25 protein-coding genes and 1 riboswitch are annotated in these 26,629 nt (G+C 71.8%); of the genes, 17 read left to right on the top strand and 8 right to left on the bottom strand.

Annotation, left to right across the window (positions count from 1 at the left end):
- The first annotated feature begins 182 nt into the window (after positions 1-182).
- The 10 genes from ACZ5D2_RS26565 (at position 183) to ACZ5D2_RS26520 (ending at position 10,306) form a co-directional block, all read left to right on the top strand.
- Positions 183-773, top strand: a complete 591-nt coding sequence (locus tag ACZ5D2_RS26565; RefSeq protein WP_371679576.1) for a CDP-alcohol phosphatidyltransferase family protein — start codon at positions 183-185, stop codon at positions 771-773.
- 101 nt (positions 774-874) lie between these two features.
- Positions 875-3,373, top strand: coding sequence for a sugar phosphate nucleotidyltransferase (locus tag ACZ5D2_RS26560; protein WP_371679577.1), 2,499 nt, complete (start codon positions 875-877; stop codon positions 3,371-3,373).
- A gap of 119 nt (positions 3,374-3,492) precedes the next feature.
- Positions 3,493-4,398 (top strand): DUF881 domain-containing protein, encoded by a 906-nt coding sequence (locus ACZ5D2_RS26555; RefSeq protein WP_371679578.1) that lies wholly within the window; start codon positions 3,493-3,495, stop codon positions 4,396-4,398.
- The gene (locus tag ACZ5D2_RS26550) at positions 4,395-4,727 is read left to right on the top strand and encodes a small basic family protein (RefSeq protein ID WP_030158423.1); all 333 of its coding nucleotides are present in this window, start codon (positions 4,395-4,397) and stop codon (positions 4,725-4,727) included. The genes ACZ5D2_RS26555 and ACZ5D2_RS26550 overlap by 4 nt, the downstream gene beginning before the upstream one ends.
- Before the next feature lie 5 nt (positions 4,728-4,732).
- A complete protein-coding gene (locus ACZ5D2_RS26545) occupies positions 4,733-5,566 on the top strand; it encodes a DUF881 domain-containing protein (RefSeq protein ID WP_371679579.1) in 834 nt (277 codons plus the stop codon).
- A gap of 82 nt (positions 5,567-5,648) precedes the next feature.
- Positions 5,649-6,593 carry an FHA domain-containing protein gene (locus ACZ5D2_RS26540; RefSeq protein ID WP_371681345.1) on the top strand — a complete coding sequence of 315 codons (945 nt, stop codon included), beginning with the start codon at positions 5,649-5,651 and terminating at the stop codon, positions 6,591-6,593.
- 44 nt (positions 6,594-6,637) lie between these two features.
- The gene (gene ftsR / locus ACZ5D2_RS26535) at positions 6,638-7,402 is read left to right on the top strand and encodes a transcriptional regulator FtsR (protein ID WP_266837664.1); all 765 of its coding nucleotides are present in this window, start codon (positions 6,638-6,640) and stop codon (positions 7,400-7,402) included.
- 63 nt (positions 7,403-7,465) lie between these two features.
- A complete protein-coding gene (locus tag ACZ5D2_RS26530) occupies positions 7,466-7,939 on the top strand; it encodes a bifunctional nuclease family protein (protein WP_007262890.1) in 474 nt (157 codons plus the stop codon).
- A 214-nt stretch (positions 7,940-8,153) separates the two neighbouring features.
- Positions 8,154-8,792 carry a MerR family transcriptional regulator gene (locus ACZ5D2_RS26525; RefSeq protein ID WP_371679580.1) on the top strand — a complete coding sequence of 213 codons (639 nt, stop codon included), beginning with the start codon at positions 8,154-8,156 and terminating at the stop codon, positions 8,790-8,792.
- A 56-nt stretch (positions 8,793-8,848) separates the two neighbouring features.
- Positions 8,849-10,306 (top strand): DNA polymerase IV, encoded by a 1,458-nt coding sequence (locus tag ACZ5D2_RS26520; RefSeq protein ID WP_468932614.1) that lies wholly within the window; start codon positions 8,849-8,851, stop codon positions 10,304-10,306.
- Here the strand turns inward: ACZ5D2_RS26520 and ACZ5D2_RS26515 are convergent.
- A complete protein-coding gene (locus ACZ5D2_RS26515; RefSeq protein WP_371679582.1) occupies positions 10,303-10,659 on the bottom strand; it encodes a PRC-barrel domain-containing protein in 357 nt (118 codons plus the stop codon). The two genes, ACZ5D2_RS26520 and ACZ5D2_RS26515, sit on opposite strands and share 4 nt — an antisense overlap.
- A gap of 120 nt (positions 10,660-10,779) precedes the next feature.
- Positions 10,780-10,878, top strand: a riboswitch (glycine riboswitch).
- Between the two features lie 197 nt (positions 10,879-11,075).
- Here ACZ5D2_RS26515 and gcvP point away from each other — a divergent pair.
- Positions 11,076-13,961, top strand: a complete 2,886-nt coding sequence (gcvP, locus tag ACZ5D2_RS26510; protein WP_371679583.1) for an aminomethyl-transferring glycine dehydrogenase — start codon at positions 11,076-11,078, stop codon at positions 13,959-13,961.
- Between the two features lie 97 nt (positions 13,962-14,058).
- Here gcvP and ACZ5D2_RS26505 read toward each other — a convergent pair whose 3' ends face one another.
- Together ACZ5D2_RS26505 and ACZ5D2_RS26500 are read right to left on the bottom strand one after the other, a co-directional pair.
- Positions 14,059-14,247: a DUF5999 family protein gene (locus ACZ5D2_RS26505; RefSeq protein ID WP_030236602.1), complete on the bottom strand. Its 189-nt coding sequence runs from the start codon at positions 14,245-14,247 to the stop codon at positions 14,059-14,061.
- A gap of 294 nt (positions 14,248-14,541) precedes the next feature.
- Complete coding sequence (locus ACZ5D2_RS26500) at positions 14,542-15,162, bottom strand: hypothetical protein (protein WP_356220270.1); 621 nt, start codon at positions 15,160-15,162, stop codon at positions 14,542-14,544.
- A gap of 493 nt (positions 15,163-15,655) precedes the next feature.
- Between ACZ5D2_RS26500 and ACZ5D2_RS26495 the strand changes: the two genes are divergently transcribed.
- Entirely contained in the window at positions 15,656-17,191 is a 1,536-nt protein-coding gene (locus ACZ5D2_RS26495; protein WP_371679584.1) for a glutamate-cysteine ligase family protein, read from the top strand.
- 86 nt (positions 17,192-17,277) lie between these two features.
- Positions 17,278-18,078 carry a CPBP family intramembrane glutamic endopeptidase gene (locus tag ACZ5D2_RS26490; RefSeq protein ID WP_266837649.1) on the top strand — a complete coding sequence of 267 codons (801 nt, stop codon included), beginning with the start codon at positions 17,278-17,280 and terminating at the stop codon, positions 18,076-18,078.
- A gap of 9 nt (positions 18,079-18,087) precedes the next feature.
- On the opposite strand, the gene ACZ5D2_RS26485 is transcribed toward ACZ5D2_RS26490, so the two are convergent.
- Both ACZ5D2_RS26485 and ACZ5D2_RS26480 read right to left on the bottom strand, forming a co-directional pair.
- Positions 18,088-18,906 (bottom strand): PhzF family phenazine biosynthesis protein, encoded by an 819-nt coding sequence (locus tag ACZ5D2_RS26485; protein ID WP_371679586.1) that lies wholly within the window; start codon positions 18,904-18,906, stop codon positions 18,088-18,090.
- Positions 18,907-18,978: 72 nt separating this feature from the next.
- The gene (locus ACZ5D2_RS26480) at positions 18,979-19,728 is read right to left on the bottom strand and encodes a hypothetical protein (RefSeq protein WP_371679587.1); all 750 of its coding nucleotides are present in this window, start codon (positions 19,726-19,728) and stop codon (positions 18,979-18,981) included.
- Between the two features lie 260 nt (positions 19,729-19,988).
- On the opposite strand from ACZ5D2_RS26480, the gene ACZ5D2_RS26475 reads away from it, so the two are divergent.
- Positions 19,989-20,603, top strand: a complete 615-nt coding sequence (locus tag ACZ5D2_RS26475) for a PadR family transcriptional regulator (protein ID WP_468932607.1) — start codon at positions 19,989-19,991, stop codon at positions 20,601-20,603.
- A gap of 96 nt (positions 20,604-20,699) precedes the next feature.
- Here ACZ5D2_RS26475 and ACZ5D2_RS26470 read toward each other — a convergent pair whose 3' ends face one another.
- Positions 20,700-21,128, bottom strand: coding sequence for a type II toxin-antitoxin system Rv0910 family toxin (locus tag ACZ5D2_RS26470; protein ID WP_371679589.1), 429 nt, complete (start codon positions 21,126-21,128; stop codon positions 20,700-20,702).
- 171 nt (positions 21,129-21,299) lie between these two features.
- On the opposite strand from ACZ5D2_RS26470, the gene ACZ5D2_RS26465 reads away from it, so the two are divergent.
- Both ACZ5D2_RS26465 and ACZ5D2_RS26460 read left to right on the top strand, forming a co-directional pair.
- The gene (locus ACZ5D2_RS26465; protein ID WP_371679590.1) at positions 21,300-22,256 is read left to right on the top strand and encodes an EamA family transporter; all 957 of its coding nucleotides are present in this window, start codon (positions 21,300-21,302) and stop codon (positions 22,254-22,256) included.
- Positions 22,257-22,457: 201 nt separating this feature from the next.
- Positions 22,458-23,492, top strand: a complete 1,035-nt coding sequence (locus ACZ5D2_RS26460) for a DMT family transporter (protein ID WP_371679591.1) — start codon at positions 22,458-22,460, stop codon at positions 23,490-23,492.
- Here the strand turns inward: ACZ5D2_RS26460 and ACZ5D2_RS26455 are convergent.
- Positions 23,474-24,139, bottom strand: coding sequence for a pyridoxamine 5'-phosphate oxidase family protein (locus ACZ5D2_RS26455; protein WP_371679592.1), 666 nt, complete (start codon positions 24,137-24,139; stop codon positions 23,474-23,476). The genes ACZ5D2_RS26460 and ACZ5D2_RS26455 overlap by 19 nt on opposite strands.
- A gap of 37 nt (positions 24,140-24,176) precedes the next feature.
- Here ACZ5D2_RS26455 and ACZ5D2_RS26450 point away from each other — a divergent pair, with 37 nt between their 5' ends.
- Positions 24,177-25,508, top strand: a complete 1,332-nt coding sequence (locus tag ACZ5D2_RS26450) for an aminotransferase class I/II-fold pyridoxal phosphate-dependent enzyme (RefSeq protein WP_371679593.1) — start codon at positions 24,177-24,179, stop codon at positions 25,506-25,508.
- A gap of 93 nt (positions 25,509-25,601) precedes the next feature.
- Here ACZ5D2_RS26450 and ACZ5D2_RS26445 read toward each other — a convergent pair whose 3' ends face one another.
- Positions 25,602-26,615, bottom strand: coding sequence for a DMT family transporter (locus tag ACZ5D2_RS26445; protein WP_371679594.1), 1,014 nt, complete (start codon positions 26,613-26,615; stop codon positions 25,602-25,604).
- Positions 26,616-26,629 lie beyond the last annotated feature (14 nt).

Below are 26,629 nucleotides of genomic sequence, written 5' to 3'. Positions count from 1 at the left end.
GGTACTGCAGGGGGGACCCTGTGGGAGAGTAGGACGCCGCCGAACAATCATTGTGGGAAAGCCCCGCACCTTATGGTGCGGGGCTTTTCTGCGTTCAGGGGCCGGTCGGTCCGCTCGTGGACTCCTGTAGGGTCAGGGGGCAGCGATTCAACCATTTCTAGCGTCACAGTGGAGGCCCCCGGGTGGAGGTCCAGGAGACTCGGGTTCAGACTGACCGAATTTTCACCATTCCGAACATCCTGAGCATGGCTCGCCTCGCCGGCGTACCCCTGTTCCTCTGGCTGATCCTGGAGGGCTACGACGGGTGGGCGCTGGCCGTCCTCATGTTCAGCGGGATCAGTGATTACCTCGACGGGAAACTCGCGCGACGCTGGAATCAGATCAGCAATCTGGGGCGGCTGCTGGACCCCGCCGCGGACCGCCTCTACGTCCTGACCACGCTGTTCGGGCTGACCTGGCGCGGGATCCTGCCCCTGTGGCTGACCGGGCTGCTGCTCGCCCGTGAGGCAATGCTGCTGGTCATGGTGTGGATCCTGCGTCGGCACGGCTATCCGCCGCCCCAGGTGAACTTCCTCGGCAAGGCCGCCACCTTCAACCTGATGTACGCCTTCCCGCTGCTGTTGCTGAGCGACGGTACCGGCTGGTTGGCCTGGACGGCGTCCGTTTTCGGATGGGCGTTCGCGGGTTGGGGTACAACGCTCTATTGGTGGGCAGGAATCCTATACGTGGTGCAGGTCCGCCGTCTCGTGAAGGCGGATGCCACGGCCGATTGAGCTCGCTCGGCGCCGGTACTGACGCGGAGGAGTAGCGGAGTCACCGTCCGGGACGGGTGAGGTCGGCCAGACCGTCATCTCTCTAGGAGGACTCTTCCGACATGAAGGCCGTCGTGATGGCCGGTGGCGAAGGTACGCGGCTTCGCCCCATGACCTCAAGCATGCCCAAGCCGCTCCTGCCGGTGGCGAACCGGCCGATCATGGAGCACGTGCTGAGGCTGCTGAAGCGGCATGGACTCAGCGAGACCGTGGTCACCGTCCAATTCCTGGCGTCACTCGTCAAGAACTATTTCGGTGATGGCGAGGAGCTCGGAATGGAGCTCACCTATGCCAATGAGGAGAAGCCACTCGGCACCGCCGGCAGCGTGAAGAACGCCGAGGAGGCCTTGAAGGACGACACCTTCCTGGTCATCTCCGGTGACGCGCTGACGGACTTCGACCTCACCGATCTCATCAACTTCCACAAGGAGAAGGGCGCACTGGTCACGGTGTGCCTGACCCGGGTGCCGAACCCGCTGGAATTCGGCATCACCATCGTGGACGAGGAGGGGAAGGTCGAGCGCTTCCTCGAGAAGCCGACATGGGGGCAGGTGTTCTCGGACACCATCAACACCGGCATCTACGTGATGGAGCCGGAGATCTTCGACTACGTCGACGCCGACGTCTCCGTCGACTGGTCCGGTGACGTCTTCCCGCAGTTGATGAAGGAAGGCCGGCCGATCTACGGCTACGTGGCCGAGGGCTACTGGGAGGACGTCGGCACGCACGAGAGCTACGTCAAGGCACAGGCCGACGTACTCGAAGGCAAGGTCCAGGTCGACATGGACGGCTTCGAGATCTCCCCCGGCGTGTGGATCGCCGAAGGGGCCGAGGTGAGCCCGGACGCCGTCCTGCGCGGGCCGCTGTACATCGGGGACTACGCCAAGGTCGAAGCCGGTGTGGAGATCCGCGAGCACACGGTCATCGGGTCGAACGTGGTCGTCAAGAGCGGCGCCTTCCTCCACAAGGCCGTCGTGCACGACAACGTGTACATCGGGCCGCACAGCAACCTGCGCGGCTGCGTCATCGGCAAGAACACCGACATCATGAGGGCCGCCCGGATCGAGGACGGGGCCGTCATCGGTGACGAGTGCCTGGTGGGCGAGGAATCGATCGTCCAGGGCAACGTGCGCGTCTACCCCTTCAAGACCATCGAGGCCGGCGCGTTCGTCAACACGTCGGTGATCTGGGAGTCGCGCGGCCAGGCCCACCTCTTCGGTGCCCGCGGGGTCTCCGGGATCCTGAACGTCGAGATCACCCCGGAACTGGTGGTCAAACTCGCCGGGGCCTACGCGACGACCCTGAAGAAGGGGGCCATCGTCACCACGGCCCGTGACCACTCCCGAGGCGCGAGAGCACTCAAGAGGGCCGTGATCTCGGCCCTCCAGGCCAGCGCCATCGACGTGCGCGACCTGGAGAACGTACCGCTGCCCGTCGCCCGGCAGCAGACCGCCCGAGGAGCCGCCGGCGGGATCATGATCCGGACCTCTCCCGGGGTGCCGGACTCGGTGGACATCATGTTCCTCGACGAGCGGGGCGCGGACCTCTCGCAGGCGCAGCAGCGCAAGCTGGACCGGGTCTACGCACGCCAGGAGTACCGCCGCGCCTTCCCCGGCGAGATCGGCGACCTCCAGTTCCCGTCAAGCGTCTTCGACTCGTACACGGGCTCGCTGCTGCGCCGGGTGGACACCACCGGCATCGCGGATTCCGGCCTCAAGGTGGTCGTGGACGCCTCCAACGGCAGCGCCGGACTCGTGCTGCCCAGCCTGCTGGGCCGGCTCGGGGTGGACGCGCTGACGATCAATCCCGGCCTCGACGAGTCGCGGCCGACCGAGACCGCGGAGTCCCGGCGGGCCGGACTGGTGCGGCTCGGGGAGATCGTGGCCTCGGCGCGGGCTGCCTTCGGCGTGCGCTTCGACCCGGTGGGCGAGCGGATCTCGCTGGTGGACGAGCGAGGGCGGATCATCGAGGACGACCGGGCGCTGCTCGTCCTGCTCGACCTGGTCGCCGCCGAGAAGCGCAGCGGCAAGGTCGCGCTGCCGGTGACCACCACACGGGTCGCCGAGCAGGTCGCCGCCTACCACGGCACGCAGGTGGAGTGGACGACGACCTCGCCCGACGATCTGACGCGGGTGGGCCGTGAGGAGACCACGATCTTCGGCGGCGACGGCCGGGGCGGGTTCATCGTCCCGGAGTTCAGCAGCGTCTTCGACGGATCGGCGGCGTTCGTACAGCTGATCGGACTGGTCGCGCGCACCCAGCTCACCCTGAGCCAGATCGATGCCCGCATCCCGCGGGCGCACGTGCTCAAGCGGGACGTGCCGACGCCGTGGGCGGCCAAGGGGCTCGTCATGCGGCGGGTCGTGGAGGCGGCCGGCGACCGGCAGGTGGACACCACGGACGGCGTGCGCGTCGTGGAGACCGACGGACGGTGGGCCCTGGTGCTGCCGGACCCGGCGGAGGCCGTCACCCACCTGTGGGCCGAAGGACCCGACGACGCTTCCGCGCAGGCCCTGCTCGACGAGTGGGGCGCGGTCGTGGACGGTGCCGGGGAGCACTGACCGCAGGCCGGCCCCGTAGGGCGGCCGGGGGCGCGACCGCGGCCGGGGCGGGCACGGTCAGTCACCCGGCCCGGTCCTCCGGACGGCGCATTGGATGTGGGCGGCGGCGACATGCGACGATGTGCGGCATGTCGCAGCCGCCCACCAACCGGAGTCCGGCCACGCCGCCCGCGCGCCCGGACGCGTCCATGTCGCTGCTGACGCACGTGATGGACAACAGCCTCGACGAGGGTTATGCGGAGGCGTCGGCCCGGCGCGAGGCGGACGGCACGGCGGGACTGCCGCGTACCCTCAAGGCCAAGCTGGCGCTCGCCGCCGGGCTCGTGCTGGCCGCGATGGTCGTCACCCTCGGTGCGGCCCAGGCGCGGATAGCGGCGCCGGTGCTGGCCAAGGAGCGCCAGGAGCTGATCGACCGGGTCGAGCGGGCCGACGCGCACGCCAACGGCCTGGAGCGGGACATCGAGCGGCTGCGGACCGAGGTCGAGGACCGGCAGGGCGCGGTGCTCAAGCAGCCCGGCGGGGAGCGGGCCCGGTTGCTCGCCCTGCTGTCGGGTGCAACCGAAGTGCACGGTCCGGGCGTCAAACTGGTGGTGGACGACGCGAAGGGATCTTCGTCGGGCGGCGGTGGCGGCCCGCGGGAGAGCGCCGGTTTCTCGGACACCGGCCGGGTCCGTGACCGGGACATGCAGCGGATCGTCAACGGGCTCTGGCAGGCCGGGGCGGAAGCCGTCTCGATCAACGGCCAGCGGCTGACGTCACTGTCGGCGATCCGGGCGGCCGGTGACGCGATACTGGTCGACAACAGGCCTCTGGTGCCGCCCTACGAGATCCTCGCGGTGGGGGACAAGAAGCGGCTCGGCACCGCCTTCCAGGATTCCGTGGACGGCCAGTACCTGCACGTCCTGCAGGAGAGCTACGGGATCCGCTACACCCTGTCCGCCGTGGACGAGGTGAAGCTGCCGGCCGCGTCGAGCCTGACCGTCCGCACAGCCACAGCAGTAGAGCCGAAGAAGGGTGCATCGTGATCGCGGTACTGGGCCTCGTGGCCGGAGTGGTGGTCGGACTTCTGGTCCGGCCCGAAGTGCCGGCCGTGGTGGAGCCTTATCTGCCGATCGCCGTGGTGGCGGCGCTGGACGCGGTGTTCGGCGGCCTGCGCGCGATGCTGGACGGGATCTTCGTCGACAAGGTCTTCGTGGTCTCGTTCCTCTCGAACGTGGTGGTGGCCGCGCTGATCGTCTTCCTCGGCGACAAGCTGGGCGTCGGCTCGCAGCTGTCGACGGGCGTGGTCGTCGTCCTCGGCATCCGGATCTTCTCCAACGCCGCGGCCATCCGCCGGCACGTCTTCCGGGCGTGAGGCCGATGAGCAACGACAACACCCCGCCCGAGGAGCCCCGGGTTCCCGAGCGCCCCCAGAAGGGCGAGGCCGGCGCGGAGGCTCCGCGGTCCGGTCCTGGGCCCGGGGAGCCGCAGGAGAGCGGGCGCCGGCGCCTGGCGGCCGGTCTGTGGCCGCCGCGGGTCAGCCGGGCCCAACTGATCGTCGCGCTGCTGCTGTTCGTGCTGGGGCTCGGGCTCGCGATCCAGGTGCGGTCCAACAGCGACTCCAGCGCGCCGCTGCGCGGTGCCCGTCAGGAGGACCTCGTCCGGATCCTCGACGAGCTGGACGGGCGGACCAAGCGCCTGGAGGACGAGAAGCAGAAGCTGGAGGACCAGCGCAAGGAGCTGGAGAGCAGCTCCAACCAGGCCGAGGAGGCCCGGCGGCAGACGGTGGAGAAGGAGCGCCAACTGGGCATCCTGGCCGGTACCGTGGCTGCTCAGGGGCCGGGGATCACACTGAGGATCACCGACACCAAGGGCCAGGTGCGCTCCGACCAGCTTCTGGACACCCTCCAGGAGCTGAGGGCGGCCGGGGCCGAGGCGATCCAGATCAACGGCGTGCGCGTCGTCGCGGGCTCGTACTTCTCGGACGAGGGCGGAGGGGTCTCGATCGACGGTAAGAAGATCACACAGCCCTACGAGTTCAGGGTGATCGGCAGACCGCAGGACCTGGAGCCGGCGCTCAACATCCCGGGTGGTGTCGTGCAGACCATGGAGAAGGAGCAGGCCACGGTCGCCGTCACACGGTCGGCGAAGATCGTTGTGGATGCCTTGCGGGCTGCGAAGCAGCCTGACTACGCTCGGTCGTCATCGTCGTGACGCGGGGCGGAGTGTGGACAGGCTCACGTGGGCGTATGCCTGCGGGGGGTCGACGCACCGAAGTCGCGGTGCGTGGTGGAAACTGTCTGGTGGTTACGGACGTTGTGAGAATGTCCGGGTCGGCAGGTGTGTGCATGCAGAGTTCGTCCTGCCCCACGGGCGGGTCTGTTTCGTTCAAGGGGAATCGCCCGTGAAGTTGTTTGAGAAGTTGTTCGGCAAGAAGAACCGCGAGGAAAGCGGCGCGGCGCGCCACCGTGCGGGGCACGGTGACGGCGAAGGGCAGGGCGACCGGCCGCTCTTCCGCGACGAGGTGGCCGGTCCGGGTGACATTTCGGGCGCGCAGGGCGCGTCGTCTGTTGACCCTGCCGGTTCCGGACGCATAGGTTTCGGTGACCCATCAACCTCAAGTGCGGGTGGAGGGTTTGCCCCCGACCCGTATGCCACCAATGCCTCCGCGGGGCAGCCGCGGCGCGAGGAGCCGTCCATGTCGGCCGAGCAGGTTTGCAGCAGGTGTGGCCACCGCAGCGATGCGGCGAGCCGTTTCTGCTCGAACTGCGGGGCGCCGCTGCGGGCGGGTCTGACGCCGGAGCGTGCTTCGGAGACCACGTCCACCATCTCGATCTCGGGCCTCGAGGCCTACGAGGCCGAGGTGTCGGGACAAGCGCACGTGTCGTCCTCGCTGTCCCCCGAGGCCCAGGCCGCGGTGGAGGCACTGCCCCCCGGTTCCGCCCTGCTGATCGTGCGGCGCGGCCCCAACTCGGGCAGCCGCTTCCTGCTGGACGGCGAACTGACCACGGCCGGCCGGCACCCGCAGAGCGACATCTTCCTGGACGACGTGACCGTCTCCCGGCTGCATGTGGAGTTCCGCAGGGGCCAGGAGGGCGGCTTCACCGTCGCCGACGTGGGCAGCCTGAACGGCACGTACGTCAACCGTGAGCCGATCGACTCGGTCGCCCTGCACAACGGCGACGAGGTCCAGATCGGCAAGTACCGGCTGGTCTTCTACGCGAGCCTGCGGGGCATCTGACCCTTCCCCCGGACGTGGTCCGGGGGGACCCCAGGGAAGGTCCCATGCTGCGTACCCCGACCGGCGGTGCCCCGAAGAGCGGCACCGCCGGGTCCGCCGGGCGGCTGGTGAGCATCGGAACGGTGCTCACCATGCTGCGTGACGAGTTCCCCGACGTCACGATTTCGAAGATCCGCTTCCTGGAGGCGGAGGGGCTCGTGGAGCCCGAGCGCACACCTTCCGGATACCGCAAGTTCAGCACGGGTGACGTGGAGCGGCTCGGCCGCGTCCTGCGCCTGCAGCGGGACCACTACCTGCCGCTGAAGGTCATCCGCGAACAGCTCGACGCGCTCGACCGGGGCGAGCAGATCCGCATTCCCGGGCCCGCGTCCCACGGGGAGGCGGTGGACCCGGCCGGTCCCGTCGCCCTGTACGGGGAGGTGGGCCGGGAGCGGCCCACCGTGGCCCGGGTGGGCCGGGCCGAGCTGATCGCCGCCGCCGAGGTGGACGAGGTACAGCTCGTCGAATGGGAGTCGTACGGGCTCATCTCCGAGGTTCCGGACGGGGGGTTCGACGCCGAGGCGGTCACCGTGGCCCGCCTGATCGCGGATCTCGGCCGTTTCGGGCTGGAACCCCGCCACCTGCGGGCCATGAAGGCCGCCGCGGACCGGGAGGCCGGTCTGGTGGAGCAGCTCGTGGCACCGCTGCGGCGGCACCGCAACCCGCAGACCAGGGCGCACGCCGAAGCCACGATGAAGGAGCTCGTGGGGCTCTCCGTACGGCTCCACGAGGCCCTGGTGCAGACGGCCCTCGGGGTGCGGTCGCACTGACCGGACGGCCCCGGAAGGGGCCCCGACTACCCAAACCTGCCGAGCAGGTCCTAGGGTTGCTGTGTGAACGAGCTCGACGTTGTGGGTGTCCGGGTGGAAATGCCCTCCAACCAACCGATCGTGCTCCTGCGTGAAGTGGGAGGCGATCGGTACCTCCCCATCTGGATCGGTCCTGGGGAGGCGACCGCCATTGCCTTTGCGCAGCAGGGCATGGCCCCTGCCCGGCCGCTGACGCACGACCTGTTCAAGGACGTGCTGGAGGCGGTCGGTGAGGAGCTCACCGAGGTCCGGATCACGGATCTGCGGGAGGGCGTCTTCTACGCGGAACTGGTCTTCGCCAGCGGGGTCGAGGTGAGCGCGAGGCCTTCCGACGCCATAGCGCTGGCCCTGCGCACGGGAACGCCGATCTACGGCAGTGACGGCGTCCTGGACGACGCCGGAATCGCCATTCCCGACGAGCAGGAGGACGAGGTGGAGAAGTTCCGCGAGTTCCTCGACCAGATCTCACCCGAGGACTTCGGCACCGGCCCGCAGTGAGGGCCGGGGGGTGTGAGGGGCGCAGCCGCGGCGAAACGCGGGCCGCGTCGACCACCGGGAACTTTCAGCCCATTCGAGTAGCCTTTCCCCGCAACGGGGTACGGGAAACCACTCTCAGGGTGATTATCACTCGGCGTGCCGAGTGTGGCGATCGTTGACGCACCCCTGGTCACTGCCTACCTTCAAGGTGGCAGGTCAAGGACGGAGGGTCGGCGTGAGGATCACGGGCGACGGTACGACCGGGGGCACCCCCGCACGGAGTGACGGTGGCTCGTACCCGCTGCACGGCGGCGCGCAGGGTTCCGCGCACCGTCAGCCGGCTTCGACGCCGGTCGGACCGGTGAGCGACGCTCCGGCGCCCGAGCAGGTCGGCTACCGGGGACCGACGGCGTGCGCCGCCGCCGGGATCACCTACCGCCAGCTCGACTACTGGGCCCGGACCGGGCTCGTGGAGCCCAGCGTGCGGCCCGCGTACGGGTCGGGCACGCAGCGCCTCTACAGCTTCCGGGACGTGGTCGTCCTCAAGATCGTCAAGCGCTTCCTGGACACCGGGGTGGCGCTCCAGAGCATCCGCACCGCCGTCCAGCACCTGCGTGACCGGGGTTTCGACGACCTGGAGCGCATGACGCTGATGAGCGACGGTGCCACCGTCTACGAGTGCACCTCCCCGGACCAGGTGGTGAGCCTGCTCCAGGGTGGACAGGGCGTTTTCGGCATCGCCGTCGGCGTGGTGTGGCGGGACGTGGAGAACGCGCTGTCGCAGCTGCACGGGGAGCGCGTGGACACCGGGGAGACCCTGGTGGGCCACAACCCCGCCGACGAGCTGGCCGCGCGCCGCAACCGGGCCGTCTGAGCGGCGCGGGGGCGCCCGTGGCCGCGTTGTCAGTGGCGTAGGGCAGCATCGGGGCCGTGAGAGCCGCGCCGACCATCCTGCACCTGGACATGGACGCCTTCTACGCCTCGGTCGAGCAGGCGTCGAAGCCCAGCCTGCGGGGCAAGGCCGTCATCGTCGGGGGGCTCGGGCCGCGCGGTGTGGTGGCCACCGCCTCCTACGAGGCCAGGCGGTTCGGGGTGCACTCGGCGATGCCGACCGCCCAGGCCCGTCGGCTCTGCCCGAACGGCGCCTACCTGATCCCGCGCTTCAGCCTCTACCGGCAGGTCAGCGACCTGGTCATGGGCCTGCTGCGGGAGCTGTCGCCGCTGGTGGAGCCCCTCAGCCTGGACGAGGCCTTCGTCGACCTGGAGGCGGGCGGCACGGCCTTCGACTCGGCGAGCGCCCGGGCCACGGGGGAGCGGCTGCGGGCCGACATCGAGGCCGCCACGGGGCTCAGCGGCTCGGTGGGCCTGGCCGGGTCGAAGATGCTGGCCAAGGTGGCCTCCGAGGAGGCCAAGCCGGCCGGGCTGCTGCTGATCGAGCCCGGGACGGAGCGGGAGCTGCTCGCGCCCATGTCGGTGCGGACCCTGCCCGGGGTCGGGCCGGCCACCGGGGAGCACCTGCGGCGGGCCGGGATCACCACGGTGGGGGAGCTGGCCGAGGCCGGCGAGGACGAGCTGGTCCGGATGGTGGGGAAGGCGCACGGGGCCGGGCTGTACCGGATGGCGCTGGGGCTGGACGACCGGCCCGTGGTCGCCGAGCGGGACGCGAAGTCGGTCTCGGTGGAGGACACCTTCGACGTGGACCTGCACGACCGCGTCCGCATCCGCTTCGAGGTGCAGCGGCTCGCGGACCGGTGCGTGGGGCGCCTGCGGTCCTCCGGGCACTCGGGCCGGACCATCGTGCTGAAGGTGCGCCGCTACGACTTCTCCACGCTGACCCGTTCGGAGACCCTGCGCGGGCCGACCGACGACCCCTCGGTGGTCCGGGAGGCCGCGGCGCGGCTGCTGGAGGGCGTGGACACCACCGGAGGCGTGCGGCTGCTGGGGGTGGGGGTGACGGGGCTCGCGGACTACACGCAGGAGGACCTCTTCGCCCAGGTGCTCGGCGCCGGGGCGGAGGAGGGCGGTGCCGCCTCGGAGGGCGCCGCCTCGGAGGGCGTCGCGCCGGAGGAGGAAGAGGCGGGCGAGCCGGACGCGGCCGGCGGGACCGGTGCGGCCGGCGGGACCGGTGCGGCCGGTGGGGCCGTCGCGGAGGCGGGCGGGCCGGACGCGGCGGCCGCGCGGTACTGGCCGGCGGGGAGCGACGTACGGCACGCCCTGTACGGGCCCGGATGGGTCCAGGGCAGCGGGGTGGGGCGGGTGACCGTACGGTTCGAGCGGCCCGGATCGCCGCCCGGGCGGGTGCGCACCTTCCGGGTGGACGATCCCGAACTGGCGTCCTCCGATCCGCTGCCCCTCGTGGGGCGGGCGGAAGGGACGGCCACGACCTAGATCCGCTCCTCGGGCGGCGGGTGGTGGAAGTCGGTCGGCAGGGAGACGTCCAGGCCGTAGTGGTGGTAGAGCTGGAGCTCCTGCTCGGGGGACAGGTGGCGCCCGACACCGAAATCGGGTGCATCTCTGATCAAGGAACGCTCGAAGGGCACGCGCAGGGTGTCGTCCACCACTTCACTGGGCTCCAGGGGGACGAAGGCGTCCCGCCCGAAGAGGCCGGTCCGGACGGCGGCCCATTCGGGCACGCCAGTGGCGTCGTCGAGGTAGACCTCGTCCACGGTGCCGATCTTGGCGCCGTTGCGGTCGAACGCCTTGCGGCCGATCAGGCTGCGCGGATCGATGTCGGTCTGCACGGTCCCTCCGTACGGTCGCAGTGGTACAAGTCATTCGTAATGACTACGAAAGTGCATATTTGAAGAGGGGGCCACTCGGGGAGGGTCCAGATCCTCGCTGGTAGGCTGGGTGATGGCTGTTGACCCTGTGCGGGAGAGTCCTCCGAGTGAGTACGACGGAGGCGCCGAAGGAGCAAATCCTCCCCGGAATCTCTCAGGCATACGTACCGCACGTGGTGAGGCCACTCTGGAAAGCAGGGGCGGGTACCGGGCACGCAGTACCGGTTCCCCTCCTCACCGACGGTGAAAGCCGGACCTCAGGGGCGATCCCCGTGCGGCCCGGTGAAGCTCTCAGGTTGAGATGACAGAGGGGGAGGCCGTCCGGGTGCCCGCGCCGTGGTGCCCCTCGCAGGTCATACGACCAGGAGGCCTCCGTCATGACCGCCAACCGCATTCCGCTCTCTCAGCTGGAGCGAGGCATCCCCTTCGAGCAGCGTCACATCGGCCCGGATGCCGAGGCGCAGGCGAAGATGCTCGCCCAGGTGGGCTACGGCTCCCTGGACGAACTCACCGCCGCCGCGGTACCGGATGTGATCAAGACCGCCGAGGCGCTGAACCTGCCCGAGGCGCGCACCGAGGCCGAGGTGCTGGCCGAGCTCCGCTCGCTGGCCGACCGCAACCAGGTGCTGTCGTCGATGATCGGCCTCGGCTACTACGGCACCTTCACGCCCCCGGTGATCCTGCGCAACGTCATGGAGAACCCGGCCTGGTACACGGCGTACACCCCGTACCAGCCCGAGATCTCGCAGGGCCGCCTCGAAGCGCTGCTGAACTTCCAGACCGTCGTCGCCGACCTGACCGGCCTGCCGACCTCCGGTGCCTCCCTGCTCGACGAGGGCACCGCCGCCGCCGAGGCCATGTCCCTGGCCCGCCGCGTGGGCAAGGTCAAGGGCGGCGTCTTCCTGATCGACGCCGACGCGCTGCCGCAGACCATCGCCGTGATCGAGACGCGCGCCGAGCCCATCGGGGTCGAGGTCGTCGTCGCAGACCTGTCCGACGGCATCCCGGCCGAGATCGCCGAGCGCGGCGTCTTCGGCGTGCTGCTCCAGTACCCGGGTGCCTCCGGCGCCGTCCGCGCGATCAAGCCGGTCATCGACCAGGCGCACGGGCTCGGTGCCATCGTCACCGTCTCCGCCGACCTGCTCGCCCTGACCCTGCTCACCTCCCCGGGCGAGCTGGGCGCCGACATCGCCGTCGGCACCACCCAGCGCTTCGGCGTCCCGATGGGCTTCGGCGGCCCGCACGCCGGTTACATGGCCGTCCAGCAGCAGCACGCCCGCTCGCTGCCCGGCCGCCTCGTCGGCGTCTCCGTGGACGCGGACGGCAACAAGGCGTACCGCCTGGCCCTGCAGACCCGCGAGCAGCACATCCGCCGCGAGAAGGCCACCAGCAACATCTGTACCGCCCAGGTGCTGCTCGCGGTCATGGCCGGCATGTACGCCGTCTACCACGGCCCGGACGGCCTGCGCACGATCGCGCGCCGGACCCACCGCTACGCCGCGCTCCTCGCCGCGGGCCTGACGGCCGGCGGGGTCGAGCTGGTGCACGGCTCCTTCTTCGACACCGTCACCGCCCGGGTGCCCGGCAAGGCGGCCGAGGTCGTCGCCGCCGCCCGTCAGGGCGGGGTCAACCTCTTCCAGGTCGACGCCGACCACGTCTCCGTCTCGTGCGACGAGACCACCCTGCGCGCCGACCTCGACGCAGTCTGGGCCGCCTTCGGCGTCAGCGCGGACATCGAGGCCCTGGACGCCACCACCGCCGACACGCTGCCCGAGGGCCTGCTGCGCTCGGACGCGTACCTCGGCCACCCGGTCTTCCACCAGCACCGCTCCGAGACCGCGATGCTGCGCTACCTGCGCAAGCTCTCGGACAAGGACTACGCGCTGGACCGCGGCATGATCCCGCTGGGCTCCTGCACCATGAAGCTCAACGCGACCACCGAGATGGAGCCGGTGACCTGGCCCGAATTCGGTCAGCTGCACCCGTTCGCCCCGGCGGAGCAGGCGGAGGGCTACCTCACGCTCATCACCGAGCTGGAGGAACGTCTCTGTGAGGTCACCGGATACGACAAGGTCTCGATCCAGCCGAACGCGGGCTCCCAGGGCGAGCTCGCCGGCCTGCTGGCCGTGCGCGCCTACCACCGGTCCAACGGCGACGAGCAGCGCACGATCTGCCTGATCCCGTCCTCCGCGCACGGCACCAACGCCGCCAGCGCCGTGATGGCCGGAATGAAGGTGGTCGTCGTCAAGACCGCCGACGACGGCGAGGTGGACGCGGCCGACCTGCGCGCCAAGATCGAGCAGTACCGCGACGAGCTCGCGGTCCTGATGATCACCTACCCGTCCACGCACGGTGTGTTCGAGGAGCACGTCGCCGACATCTGCGCCCAGGTGCACGAGGCCGGCGGCCAGGTCTACGTCGACGGTGCCAACCTGAACGCCCTGGTGGGCCTCGCCAAGCCGGGTCACTTCGGCGGCGACGTCTCGCACCTGAACCTGCACAAGACCTTCTGCATCCCGCACGGCGGCGGCGGCCCGGGCGTCGGCCCGGTCGGTGTCCGGGCCCACCTGGCCCCGTTCCTGCCGAACCACCCGCTCCAGCCGACCGCCGGCCCGGAGACGGGCGTCGGTCCGATCTCGGCCGCGCCGTGGGGCTCGGCCGGCATCCTGCCGATCTCGTGGTCGTACGTACGCCTGATGGGTGGCGAGGGCCTCAAGCGCGCCACCCAGGTGGCCGTGCTCGGTGCGAACTACATCGCCAAGCGCCTGGAGCCCCACTACCCGGTCCTCTACACCGGTCCGGGCAACCTGGTCGCCCACGAGTGCATCATCGACCTGCGTCCGCTGTCGAAGGCGACCGGCGTGAGCGTGGACGACATCGCCAAGCGCCTGATCGACTACGGCTTCCACGCGCCGACCATGTCCTTCCCGGTGGCCGGCACGCTGATGATCGAGCCGACGGAGTCCGAGGACCTCGGCGAGATCGACCGCTTCTGCGACGCGATGATCGCCATCCGCGCCGAGATCGAGCGGGTCGCGGGCGGCGAATGGCCGGTGGACGACAACCCGCTGGCCAACTCCCCGCACACGGCGGCGGCGCTGGGCGGTGAGTGGAACCACCCGTACAGCCGTGACGAGGCTGTCTTCCCGGGCGGCGTCACGGCCGCCGAGAAGTACTGGCCGCCGGTGCGCCGGATCGACGGTGCCTTCGGCGACCGCAACCTGGTCTGCTCGTGCCCTCCGCTGGACGAGTACGACAACTGAGTCCCGTGACACGGTGAAGGGGCCGGTCCTGGAGCGTGAGCTCCGGGACCGGCCCCTTCGCGTGGTCCTTCCTCGTGCCGGCTCGGTGCAAGGTGGCCTAGGCCACCGCGAGCGGGCGGTGCGGAGCGATGATCTGGCCGTCCGGCAGCAGCTCACCGGTGTCCTCGAAGAGCAGGACCCCGTTGCACAGCAGGCTCCAGCCCTGTTCCGGGTGGTTGGCCACCGGGCGCGCGGCCTCCCGGTCGGCGGACTCTGATGACGGGCAGGCAGGCTGGTGCTGGCACATGGATGCGTTCTTTCGCTGCGGTGTGGTCTGTTCGCTACGGCTCGATGCGTGATTCATGGCCGTCCCCCTGGGTCGTCCCCGCGCCTGCGGGGAGGATGTCCTCAGTCTTCCCCCACGACGGCTGCTTCGCAGGTATTTCCCGGCAGCTGTCCTCATGGATTGAGGACGCATCACTCGTGCGGGCGGTTCAGGCCAACTGCCCTGTCATTTCGGATGGTTCGCGGGTGGTCCGGGCGGACTAGGCCGGATGGGCAACCCGGGCCACCCCGAACAGGCCAACGGCGGAGCGGGGCCTCAGGCGGCCGGGGCGGCCACCGGGGGCGGGACGGGCGGGGCCGACCGGGTGAGCCGGTGGGTCAGCACGGGCAGCAGTTCGGATACGGGGTGGGGCCGGAACGCGGCGATCCCGGGTGGCGCCGGTGCCAGTGGCACCAGCAGGTCGGCGGCGGCGGGCAGGCCGGCCGCGGCGTCGGCGCCGACCGCCCCGTGCAGCCACAGCGTCAGCATGTACAGCTCGGGTACGGACAGCAGCCGGGGCTGGTAGCCCTTGCCGAGCGACTCGGCCTGGCGCAGGGCGCGTTCGGTGGCGGCGACGTAGGGCCCCTCGAAGAAGTGGGAGAAGGCCCACCCGTCCGGGGTCAGCCGGGTGTCGGCCGCGGCGACGAAGCGGTCGCCGCTGCGGATCAGGAACCGCCACCCGGTCAGCCGGGTGCGCGGCGGCCGGCCGCCCGCCGGGCGGCCGGACCCGTCGAGCCGGTCGAGCACGTGCACCGGAAGCGGGAGTTCGGCGGTCACCGGCCCTTGGAGCGCGCGCAGGGACGGAGTGTGCGCCTCGTGGACGGCGGTGGGGGAACCGAGTGCCGCGAGGACGCTGCGCAGGGCGGGCGCGGGAGCCGGGGGAACATGCAGCGGCATGGTGGGTCGCCTCTCACTTGGGAGACCTGTGGTACGGGGGAAGGTGCGGACGGCGCTGTCGCATTCTGGGGCCAGAGGGGGGCTGAGGGGCAATGGCCGCGCGCCAACTCTCTGCCTCGTTTGCGGAGTTTATACGACATGTGTTCACGCGGTGTTTCGGCTAGCTGTCCCGCCTATTGCCGACAAGGCGCATACCGGTCCCGCTGTCAGGCTATTCATGCCGGTTGCGCGCGAACGTGCCGCGCTGACCTCGGAGGTTACCCGAAGGGCGCTCGGCTGGAAAGCGTCTGTTATCGGGAATCGGCACAGTCTACGCGGAATTTGCATACGGCGAGTTGCCAGGTGAATGTGCCGAAGCGCCCATCAGGCCATACCGGCGCGCGCTCCCCGCCGGACCGCCCGGCCCGGAGTTATCGATCACGGGGCTGGGCATCATCGACCGTAACGCGCGCCCGGGTGCACCGTTCCGGGCCACACGAGGAGGGACGCTTCGATGGGGGAGAAGGTCGTGGCAGGAGGATTCGACCTGTCCGATCGGCATCGGTATCGGAGGAAGCTCCACGAGTGCCTGGAGGGACTGGAGCGCCTTCTGGCGGAGAAGAGGTTCGATCGGCCCAAGAACATGATGGGACTGGAGATCGAGCTGAATCTCGCGGGTGCCGACGGTTTGCCGCGCATGGTGAATGCACAGGTACTGGAGAAGATTGCGAGCGCCGATTTCCAGACCGAACTCGGAATGTTCAATCTGGAGGTGAACGTACTCCCGCACCGTCTCGGCGGCCGGGTATTCGACCAGCTCGCCGAAGAGCTGAGCGCGGGGCTGCACTACGCCCACCGGCAGGCCGCCGAGATCGACGCGGGAGTGGTGATGATCGGCATCCTGCCGACGATCTCCCGGTCCGACCTCGCCCTCGCCAACCTCTCGGCCGTGGACCGCTACTCGCTGCTCAACGAGCAGATCCTGATGATGCGCGGCGAGGACTTCACCCTCGACATCGACGGGGTGGAGCGGCTGACCTGGAGCACCGGGTCGATCGTGCCGGAGGCCGCCTGCACCTCCGTACAGCTGCACCTCCAGGTGACCCCGGCGCGGTTCGCGCACGTGTGGAACGCGGCGCAGGCGGTGACCGCCGTGCAGATAGCGGTGGGCGCCAACTCGCCGTTCCTCTTCGGGCGGGAGCTGTGGCGGGAATCGCGTCCGCCGCTGTTCACCCAGGCCACCGACACCCGGCCCCCGGAGCTGCAGGCACAGGGGGTGCGGCCGCGCACCTGGTTCGGGGAGCGGTGGGTGGACTCGGCGTACGAACTGTTCGCCGAGAACGTGCGCTTCTTCCCCTCCCTGCTGCCGATCTGCGACGAGGAGGAGCCGCTGCGGGTCCTCGCGGAGGGCGGTGTGCCGAGGCTGCAGGAGCTGGTGCTGCACAACGGCACGGTCTACCGCTGGAACCGCCCCGTCTACGGGGTCGCCGACGGGGTGCCCCACCTGCGGGTGGAGAACAGGGTGCTGCCGGCCGGGCCGACGGTGGCCGACGTCGTCGCCAACGCCGCCTTCTACTACGGGCTCGTACGGACCCTCGCGGACGAGCAGCGCCCCGTGTGGACCCGGATGCCGTTCGCGGAGGCGGAGGCCAACTTCGACGCGGCCTGCCGCTACGGGATCGACGCGCGGATCCGCTGGCCGCGCCGCGGCCGGGCCGGGGGACTGGTGAGCGTGCCCGCGGTGCGCCTGGTGCTGGACGAGCTGCTGCCGATGGCCGCGGCCGGGCTGGACGCCTGGGGGATCGAACCCGCCGACCGTGACCTGTACCTCGGGATCATCGAGGAGCGCTGCCGGCGCCGGGTGAACGGGGCGACCTGGCAGGTGGACACCTACCACCGGGCGCTCGCCGGCGGGCTGGACCGGGACGCCGCCCTGGCGGCCACCACCCGCCGCTACAGCGAGCTGATGCACAAGGGCGACCCGGTCCACACCTGGCCCGTCGGCGTGGAGGAGCAGGAGGTGGACGCCGGCGGGGCCGTCCGGCGCTGACCGGTGATCCGCTCCGGGCCCCGAGGAGGCAGTATGGGGTGGTCGGAACAGGATGACGCGGTGGGTTGGCGGGACGGGAGTCGGGCGTGCGGGCGGAGCCGGAGCCGGTGGTCGGGGAACTGCGCGGGGACGGGCGGCGGGGTCTGCTGCGGACCGAGACCCTGCTCGTGCTCGCGCTGTCACTGGGCGCGAGCGGGGTCTCGGCCCTGATCAGTTTCATCGGTTCGCTGACCAAGCCCGGCGGCCTCAAGGACCAGGCGGCCACGCTGAACGGCTCGTACGCCCCCGGGCGGCCCTGGCTGGACCTGGCCTGGCAGTTGTTCGGGATCGCCTCCGCCCTGGTTCCCGTCCTGCTGGTCGCACACCTGCTGACCCGGGAGGGCGTGCCGGGGCTGCGCGTCCTGGGCTTCGACCGGACCCGGCCGGGGTGGGACCTGGCCCGGGGCGCGCTGGTCGCTGCCGGGATCGGGAGCGCGGGACTGGCCTTCTACCTGGCGGCGCGGGCCTCCGGCTTCAACCTGACGGTGGTGCCGGAGGCGCTGCCCGACGTGTGGTGGAAATTCCCCGTACTGATCCTCTCCGCGGTGCAGAACGCCGTGGTGGAGGAGGTCATCGTGCTGGCCTACCTGCTGCGCCGGCTCGGCCAGCTGGGCTGGTCGCCGACGGCCGCGCTGCTCGCCAGCTCCGTCCTGCGCGGCTCGTACCACCTCTACCAGGGCATCGGCGGGTTCGTCGGCAACATGGTGATGGGCGTCGTCTTCGTGCTGGCCTACCGCCGCTGGGGCCGGGTGGGACCCCTCGTCGTCGCGCACACGCTGCTCGACGTGGTGGCCTTCGGCGGGTACGCGCTGCTCGCGGGGAAGGTGGGCTGGCTGCCCACCCCGTAGCCGCCGGGCTCAGGGCGCGGTGAGCAGCTCGCCGTCGATCACGGTGACCGCGCGGCCGGTGAGCAGGGTCCGCTGGCCCGCGAGGGTGACCCGGACCAGGCCGCGGCGGGCTCCGCCCTGGAGGCCGGTCATCTCGGTGCGGCCCAGGCGGGCGGCCCAGAAGGGTGCGAGGGCGGTGTGGGCACTGCCCGTCACCGGGTCCTCGTCGATGCCGTGGACGGGGAAGAAACCGCGCGAGACGAAGTCGTAGCCCCGGGAGGGCTCCTCGGCGGGGGCGGTGACGATCACGCCGCGACGGGCGTAGGCGCGCAGGGCCGCGTGGTCGGGCGCGAGTTCCCGCACGGTCCGCTCGTCGGCCAGCTCCACCAGCAGGTCGCCGATGTGGGCGGCGGTGTCGTGCAGCGAGACGATCGTGGCGCCCAGGGCGCGGGCGACCTCGGGGACCGGATCGACCGGGGTCAGCGAGGAGGTGGGGAAGTCCATCGTGACCGTGCCGTCCCCGGCCGCCTCGGCCGTGAGGACCCCGCAGCGCGCGTCGAACCGGATCAGGCCCTTGGCCAGGCCGTTCTCGTTCAGTACGTGGGCGGTCGCGAGGGTGGCGTGCCCGCACATGTCGACCTCGCCGGCCGGGGTGAACCAGCGCAGCGCCCAGTCGGCGGCCCCGCCGGGCGGCAGGGGACGGACGAAGGCGGTCTCGGAGAGGTTGACCTCGGCCGCGACCTGCTGGAGCCAGCCGTCCGGGGGGAAGGGCCCGTCGAGGACGAGGACCCCGGCGGGATTGCCCTGGAAGGGGCGGTCGGTGAAGGCGTCGACGATTCGGATGCGCATGGACCGACCGTAGGGCGCCCCCGCCGGCGCGCACCAAGGCCAATCCGGGATGACTGGCCTTGGTGCGGGCGGTCAGGTGCGAGAGAGGGCCTTGGTGCCCGACAGGACCGGGACGGGAAGGAAGTTCCCGTCACCGCCCCCGCAGGTCGCGGTCGTGTCGGCGGTGCCGGAGACCTTCGTCCCGGTCCTGAACCGGCCGTCGCGGCGCGTGGGCACCACCGTGGTGAAGTGGTCGGTGAGGCGGGCGGAGTAGTACTGGCACTGCTGGAGGTTCACGTACCGCCCGGCGGTGAGGTCCAGGGCGATCACGTCGGACAGCAGGGGGACGAGGTAGTAGAGGCCGCGGCCGGGGCCGCAGGTGACGGTGGTGTCGGGCGTGTCGGAGACGTTCGTGCCGGAGCTCCACTCACTGCCGCCGCCGGGGGCCACCACGGTGAGGTGGTCGTGCTGGAGCTCGGAGTAGTACACGCACTGGTGGAGGTTCAGGTACCGGCCGGAGCCCAGGTCGAGCGACTGGAGTGAGGCCCACGGGCGGATCGTGGTGTAGTTCCCGTCTCCCGGGCCGCAGGACAGGTCCGGGTCCGGTGCGGCGGCGGTGTTCGTCGCGGCCGTGAACCGCCCGTCGCCGCTGGGCGGCACGACCGTGGTCAGGTAGTCGACGCCCGGAGTGGGCGCGTACACGCACTGGTGCAGGTTGAGGGTGTGGCCGGCCGGCGGCCGGGTGTGCCCGGCGTCCGCGTTGGCCGGGCCCGGTACCAGCAGCAGCGCGGTGGCGCTGAGGGTGGCGGCGAGCCATTTTCCGGCGCGTCCCGTGTGGCGCACGAAGGTCCCTTTCTCTTCGGTGCGGGTGCTCCGTTCCGCGCCCCGCGCGGGGAGCGCGGCCAGCACAGCACACGCGTACGTCCCTCGTCAGGAGGTTCCCGCACGGATCCACTCGAACGGCCCCATTCCGCTCGACTGTCGAAGATAGGTTCCGATATATCGTTGACGCATCGCGATGGGTCAGCGATAGTGAAGGAGTCGAAGCGTCGAGAGTCGCTGCGACAGCCACCACGACAAGCGATGACGAAAGGAGCGCAGTGATGCGTTCACGTGGACAGCACGAGCACGGACACGAGCACGGACGGGGTCACGGCCACTGCGGGCCGGACCGTCGGGAGGAGTTCCGGGGGCTGCGGGCCGCCTTCGGGCCGTTCGGGCCGCCCTTCGGCGGCGGACCCTTCGGCGGAAGGGGCGGCCGCGGCGGGCCCCGGGGACGGGCGCGGCGCGGTGACGTGCGCGCCTCGATCCTGGCGCTCCTCGCCGACCGGCCGATGCACGGCTACGAGATGATCCAGGAGATCGGCGAGCGCAGCGGCGGGGCGTGGAAGCCCAGCCCGGGTTCGGTGTACCCGACCCTGCAGCTGCTGGAGGACGAGGGCCTCATCGTCAGCCAGAGCGAGGGCGGCAAGAAGCTGTTCACGCTCACCGACGCGGGTCGCACCGAGGCGGAATCGGGTCCGGACGCCCCCTGGGCGGACGCCGGGCGCGGCTTCGACTTCGAGGCGATGCACGAGGTCCGCACCGCCGGCGTCGGCCTGATGGAAGCCTTCGGGCAGGTCTTCAAGACCGGCTCGCCCGAGCAGCGGGAGAAGGCCCTCGCGGTCGTCAACGACGCCCGCAAGAAGCTCTACCTGATCCTGGCCGACGAGCACTGACCAGGACGCCGGGCCTCCCGGCACACGCACGGCGCGCCCCGCGAGATCGCTCGCGGGGCGCGCCGTGCGCGTGCCGGGGGCCGGGCCGGGGGCGGGTCAGGCGACCAGGCCGGCCAGCTTGCGCAGGGATTCGTTCAGGGCGGCGGTCGCCGAGTCCTTGAGCTTGCCCGCCATGAGGGACACCGCGGCGCCCGTGAACTCGCCGTCGATGCGGACGGTGGTGGCGTCGCCGTCCGGGAGCAGGGTGTAGCGGGTCAGGACGGCCACGCCCATCGGGCCCTTGCCGGTGATCGCGAAGACGCGCTGGTCCTCCAGTTCCGAGACGGTCCACAGGACCTCTGCGGGGAAGCCCATCATCTTCATGTTCTCGGCGAAGGTGGACCCGACCGCGAGGGTTTCGGGACCGCCCTTCGGGAAGTCGGTGTGGGTCATGCTCCACTGCCCGTACGCGTCCCAGTCGGTCAGCTGGGCCCAGAGCTTCGCGGCGGGCGCCTCGATGCGTGATTCCGCGGTGACTTCAGCCATGCGTCCACCCCTTCTCGTCGGGTTCGTGCGGCGGAAGGTAGTCCCGGGGGGCGGAACATTCAATACTGACGACCTGTCAGAAACGGCGGGTTCCGGACCGGCCGGTACCGACTGCGTCTCAACAGGCGTCACCGGCGTGACGCTCCTGACCGGCCCTGCCATGATGGCCCGATGCAAGCGTCAGGGAAGAACGCCGGACTGGGCCTCGCCCTCGTCTCGGCGTGTGCGTTCGGTGGTTCCGGTGTGGCGGCGAAGCCGCTGATCGAGGCGGGTCTGGACCCGCTGCACGTGGTGTGGCTGAGGGTGGCCGGGGCGGCGCTGGTGCTGTCCCCGCTGGCCTGGCGGCACCGCGGTCTGGTGCGGCGCAAGCCCCTGCTGCTCGCGGGCTTCGGCCTGGTCGCCGTCGCGGGCGTGCAGGCCTTCTACTTCGCCTCCCTGTCGAGGATCCCGGTCGGCGTGGCCCTGCTGCTGGAGTACCTGGGCCCGGCCCTGCTGCTCGGCTGGATCCGCTTCGTGCAGCGCAAACCGGTGACCCGGGCCGCCGCGGCCGGTGCGGCGGTGGCGGTCGCGGGGCTGGCGTGCGTGGTCCAGATCTGGTCGGGGCTGAGCCTGGACCCGCTCGGGGTGCTGCTGGGGCTGGCCGCCGCCTGCTGCCAGGCCTTCTACTTCGTCTTCGCCGACCAGGGCGCCGACGGGGACGACGTGCCCGACCCGATGGGCGTGATCGCGTACGGGATGCTCGTCGGGGCCGCGGTCATGACGGTACTCGCGCGGCCCTGGGAGATGGACTGGGCCGTGCTCGGCGGGAACGCGCTGCTCGGGGACACCGAGGTTCCCGCCCTGGCCCTGCTGGGCTGGGTGGTGCTGGTCGCCACCGTGTTCGCGTACCTGACCGGGGTGGTCTCGGTGCGCAAGCTCTCCCCGCAGGTGGCCGGTGTGGTGGCCTGCCTGGAGGCGGTCATCGCCACCGTGCTGGCCTGGGTGCTGCTGGGCGAACACCTCTCGACCCCGCAGATCGTGGGCGGCGCGCTGGTGCTCGGCGGGGCCTTCATCGCGCAGTCCTCGCGGCCGGCGCCGCCCGCGGCGCCGGATCCGGCCGTGCCGGCCCCCGAGACCGCCAGGGCGTAGGGCGGGGCCGACTGGCCGGAGGCGGGGAGCGCCCCGTAGGGTGACGGACATGCCGTCGATCGTGCTTCCGCCTCCCGCCGCCTAGCGCGGGCGGCCTCCACGCGAACGAGAGACCCGCCCGGGGAGTCCCCGGGCCGGTGAGCGCTGCCCGCGAAGCGATGACCTGCTTCCCTCATCCTTCACGCATGCGCGGAGACACACGTGTCGAACCATTCGCCCGCTGCCGGGCGCAGTCTGCTGTACCTCGTCGTCGCCGGAGTCGCCTGGGGCACCGCCGGGGCGGCGGCCTCCCTCCTGTTCCTGGCCAGTGACCTGGGCCCCGTCGCGCTGTCGTTCTGGCGGTGCGCGGGCGGTCTGGTGGTCCTGCTGGGCGTGCTCGCCGTACGCCGTTCGGTGCGGGCGCGGCGGGCTCCGCGGGGCGTGTCGGCCTCGCCCGTCGCGCCGGCCTCGCCCGTCCCGGCGCTTTCGCTGATCGGGACCGGGTTGATGTTCACCCTGTTCCAGGCGGCGTACTTCGCCGCCGTACGCGACACCGGCCTCGCCGTCGGCACCGTCGTGACCCTGGGGGCCGGGCCCGTGCTGATCGCGCTGGGCGGCCGGTACTGGATGGGCGAACGGCTGGGCCGGGGCGGAGCGGCAGCCGTGCTCGGCGCCCTGGCCGGTCTCGCCGTGCTGGTGCTGGGCTCCGGTGGGGGCGAGGTGCGGCCGCTCGGGGTCGGCTGGGCGCTGCTGTCGGCCGCCGGGTACGCGGGGATGACCCTGCGGGCGCGGTGGCTGGGCCGGCGCGGGGCCGGCGGGGACCCGCTGGTCACCACCGCGTGGTCGGTGGCGGTGGGCACGGTCTGCCTGCTGCCGCTCGCCCTGGTCGAGGGGCTGCTGCCGCACACCGCCGACTGGGGCCGGGTGTGCTGGCTGCTGGTCTACGTGGCCACGGTGCCCACCGCTCTCGCGTACGCGCTGTACTTCACCGGCGCCGCGTCGGTGCGGGCCGCGACGGTGTCGGTGATCATGCTGATCGAGCCGGTCAGCGCGGCGGCGATCGCCGTCGGGATGCTCGGCGAACGGCTGACCGGGGCGGTGGTGCTGGGCACCGTACTGCTGCTGTCGGCGGTGGGCGCGCTGATCGCGGCCGAGGCGCGCGGTCCGCGGGCCGGGTCCGGGGGCGGGCCGGTGGCCGGGGGCGGTTCCGGGCCGGTGGCCGGGCCCGCCCCGGAGCCTCAGAGCGCGGCGAGGTAGTCCGGGGCCGTGACGCCGGGGGTCAGGTCGGCGGCCGGGAGCGGGGTCCCGTACGCCGGCGCGACCGGGACCACGCCGGACCAGAACGGAAGGCCCAGGTCCTCCGGGTCGTCGTTCGGGCCGCCGGTGCGGATCTTCGCGGAGACCTCGTTCAGGTCCAGGCGGATCACCGCGGTCGCGGCGAGCTCCTTGGCGTTGGCCGGGCGGGAGTCGGCCGAGCGGCCCGGGACGACGTGGTCGACGAGGGCGTCCAGGGCCATCCGGCACTCGTCCTCGTCGGTGACCTGGTAGGCGGTGCCGTGGATGACCACCGAGCGGTAGTTGATCGAGTGGTGGAAGGCGGAGCGGGCCAGTACCAGGCCGTCCACGTGCGTCACCGTCAGGCAGACCGGCAGGCCCGGGTCGGCCTTCCCGGCGGCCAGCAGCGGGCGCGAACCGGTGGATCCGTGGACGTAGAGGGTCTCGCCCACCCGGCCGAAGAGGGTCGGCAGGACCACCGGCGCGCCGTCGCGGACGAACCCGAGGTGGCAGACGTAGGCCTGGTCGAGTATCGAGTGCACCGTCTCGCGGTCGTACCTCGCCTTCTGGCGGCCGCGGCTCGGGAGGGTGCGGTCCGTGGGTTCGTAGGCGGCCGGGGTGGCGCTCATGGTGCGGACTCCGTTGTACTAGTGCATAATGTTGTTTGTGCTAGGAGAGTATCGGATCACAGGCCGTCGCGCATCGGATATCGCGGCGAGCATCGAAACGGGTGTCGGTTCCGGCGCGCTCGCGCCCGGAGCGCTGCTGCCCCCGATGCGGGAACTGGCGGGGGAGCTGGGCGTCAACCCCAACACCGTGGCCGCCGCGTACCGGACCCTGCGCGAACGCGGCGTCATCGAGACGGACGGCCGGCGCGGCAGCCGGGTGCGCGCGCGGCCCGCCACGGCGCCGCGCGACACGCTGCGGATGACCGTCCCCGAAGGCGTCCGGGACGTCACGGAGGGCAACCCCGACGTGTCCCTGCTGCCCTCCCTCGACGCGGCGCTGGCCGCCGCCGCCCGTTGGTACGCGCAGGCCCCGGCCCTCTACGGCCAGGACCCGGTGCTTGCGGACCTCGCCCGGATCGCACGGGCGGACCTGGACGCCGACGGGGTCCCGGCCGGGCCCGTGGCCGTGACCTCGGGGGCGCTGGACGGCATCGAGCGGGTGCTGGCCGCGCACCTCAGGCCGGGCGACGCGGTCGCGGTGGAGGACCCGGGCTGGGGGGCGATGCTCGACCTCGTGCCCGCGCTGGGGCTGAGGACGCTGCCGGTCGCCGTCGACGACGAGGGGCCGGTTCCGTCGGCGGTGGCGCGGGCCCTGGCCGACGGGGCGCGGGCCCTCGTGGTGACGGCCCGCGCGCAGAACCCGACCGGCGCCGCGGTCGGTGCCGCGCGGGCCCGGGAACTGCGGGAACTGCTGGCCGGGCACCCCGGGGTGCTCGTCATCGACGACGACCACGGGCACGGCATCGTGGACGTGCCCCTGTGCCCATTGAGCGGGGTGACCCGGCACTGGGCGCTGGTCCGCTCCACGGCCAAGGCGTACGGGCCCGACCTGCGGCTCGCGGTGCTCACCGGTGACGCGGTGACCCTCGACCGGGTCCGGGGCCGGCAGCGACTGGGGCCGGGCTGGGTCAGCCGCCTCCTGCAGCGCGCGGTCGTGGAGCTGTGGACCTCCGGCGCCGTGGACCCGCGGGCGGTGGCGCGTTCGTACGGGCTGCGCCGGGACGGGCTGATCGCGGCGCTGGCCGAGCGCGGCGTACGGGCGCACGGGCGCAGCGGGATGAACGTGTGGGTGCCGGTCGCCGACGAGACGGCGGTGGTCACCCGGCTGCTGACCGCCGGGTGGGCGGTGACGGCCGGGGCCCGGTTCCGGGTGGAGGCGGGTCCCGGCGTGCGGATCACCGTCTCCGGGCTCTCCCCGGCGGAGGTGGGCCCGCTCGCCGACGCGGTGGCGGCGGCGGTCCGTCCGGCGCCCGGCGGCCGCTCGGACTGAACGGCCCGCCCGGGTGCCGCGCGGCGTCGCCGAACGGATCCGCCCCCGCCGCGGAGCGCGACGGGGGCGGGTGCTCGATCGCCGGGCCGGATCTCAGGCGGGCTTGGGCGCCCGGGGGCGGGCCTGGGTGAGGGCGGCGCCCGCCAGGACGACGACGGCGCCGACCGGGGTGTTCCAGTGCAGCTGCTCGCCGAGGATCAGGACACCGGCGGTCGTGGCGATGACCGGGATGAAGTAGGTGACCATCTGCGCGGTGGTGGGGCCGACCTCGGTCACCAGCCCGTACTGCATCTGCAGGGCCATGCCCGTGCCGAGGGCGCCCAGGGCGATCACGGAGAGGGTCGGCCAGAGCGGGAAGCCGGTGGGGGCGGAGGTGAACAGGGCGCTGACGGCGGCCAGTTGCACCGTCGACACCATGAGCTGCGCTCCGGTCAGCGCCACCGGGGAGCCCGGGGTGCCCGCCAGGGTGCGGCGGACGTAGATCCAGCCGATCGGGTAGCAGAGCGAGGCCAGCAGGGCCAGTGCGGTGCCCTTGGCGTCGATGCCCGCGAAACCCTGCCAGGCGCCGAGGACGGTCAGCACGCCGAGGAAGCCGAGGCCCAGACCGGCGAAGCGGCGGCGGGTGGGGCGGTCCTCGGAGAGGGCGACCAGTGAGAGCGCCATGCCCCACAGCGGCGAGGTGGCGTTGCAGATCCCGGCCAGGCTGGAGGGGATGCTCAGCTCGGCGTACGCGAACAGCGAGAAGGGGGCGGTGTTCAGCAGGAGCGCCGCCACCGTGAGGTGGCCCCAGGTGCGCACTCCCCGGGGCAGCGGCTCGCGCCGTACGAGCAGCACGGCCAGCAGGGCGAGGGCGCCGAACAGGACGCGGCCGAAGGCGACCTGGAAGGGCGCGAACGCCTCCGTGCCCACCTTGACCAGGAGGAAGCTGAAGCCCCAGACGACCGAGAGGAAGGCGAAGCGCAGCCGCCAGTCCAGACCGCCGGTGGCGGTGCCCGCGGCGGAGGCCGTGCCGGACGGCGAGGTGGTCGCGGGAGCGGTGACGGGGGAGGGGGAGGGGGTGGAGGAGGGGCCGGAACGGGCCGGGCGGGAGGGGGCGGGTGCGCTCATGTGCACACTCTGCT

The organism is Streptomyces sp. NPDC031479, from assembly GCF_055581065.1.
This window is presented reverse-complemented; position numbering and strand designations above follow the sequence as displayed.

Coding starts and splice junctions, on each gene's coding strand:
- ACZ5D2_RS26485 (WP_371679586.1), bottom strand. CDS start 18,906: ATGCGCATCCGAATCGTCGACGCCTTCACCGACCGCCCCTTCCAGGGC.
- ftsR (WP_266837664.1), top strand. CDS start 6,638: ATGCTGCGTACCCCGACCGGCGGTGCCCCGAAGAGCGGCACCGCCGGG.
- ACZ5D2_RS26505 (WP_030236602.1), bottom strand. CDS start 14,247: ATGTGCCAGCACCAGCCTGCCTGCCCGTCATCAGAGTCCGCCGACCGG.
- gcvP (WP_371679583.1), top strand. CDS start 11,076: ATGACCGCCAACCGCATTCCGCTCTCTCAGCTGGAGCGAGGCATCCCC.
- ACZ5D2_RS26470 (WP_371679589.1), bottom strand. CDS start 21,128: ATGGCTGAAGTCACCGCGGAATCACGCATCGAGGCGCCCGCCGCGAAG.
- ACZ5D2_RS26475 (WP_468932607.1), top strand. CDS start 19,989: ATGCGTTCACGTGGACAGCACGAGCACGGACACGAGCACGGACGGGGT.
- ACZ5D2_RS26500 (WP_356220270.1), bottom strand. CDS start 15,162: ATGCCGCTGCATGTTCCCCCGGCTCCCGCGCCCGCCCTGCGCAGCGTC.
- ACZ5D2_RS26545 (WP_371679579.1), top strand. CDS start 4,733: ATGAGCAACGACAACACCCCGCCCGAGGAGCCCCGGGTTCCCGAGCGC.
- ACZ5D2_RS26455 (WP_371679592.1), bottom strand. CDS start 24,139: ATGAGCGCCACCCCGGCCGCCTACGAACCCACGGACCGCACCCTCCCG.
- ACZ5D2_RS26465 (WP_371679590.1), top strand. CDS start 21,300: ATGCAAGCGTCAGGGAAGAACGCCGGACTGGGCCTCGCCCTCGTCTCG.
- ACZ5D2_RS26560 (WP_371679577.1), top strand. CDS start 875: ATGAAGGCCGTCGTGATGGCCGGTGGCGAAGGTACGCGGCTTCGCCCC.
- ACZ5D2_RS26445 (WP_371679594.1), bottom strand. CDS start 26,615: ATGAGCGCACCCGCCCCCTCCCGCCCGGCCCGTTCCGGCCCCTCCTCC.
- ACZ5D2_RS26555 (WP_371679578.1), top strand. CDS start 3,493: ATGTGCGGCATGTCGCAGCCGCCCACCAACCGGAGTCCGGCCACGCCG.
- ACZ5D2_RS26495 (WP_371679584.1), top strand. CDS start 15,656: ATGGGGGAGAAGGTCGTGGCAGGAGGATTCGACCTGTCCGATCGGCAT.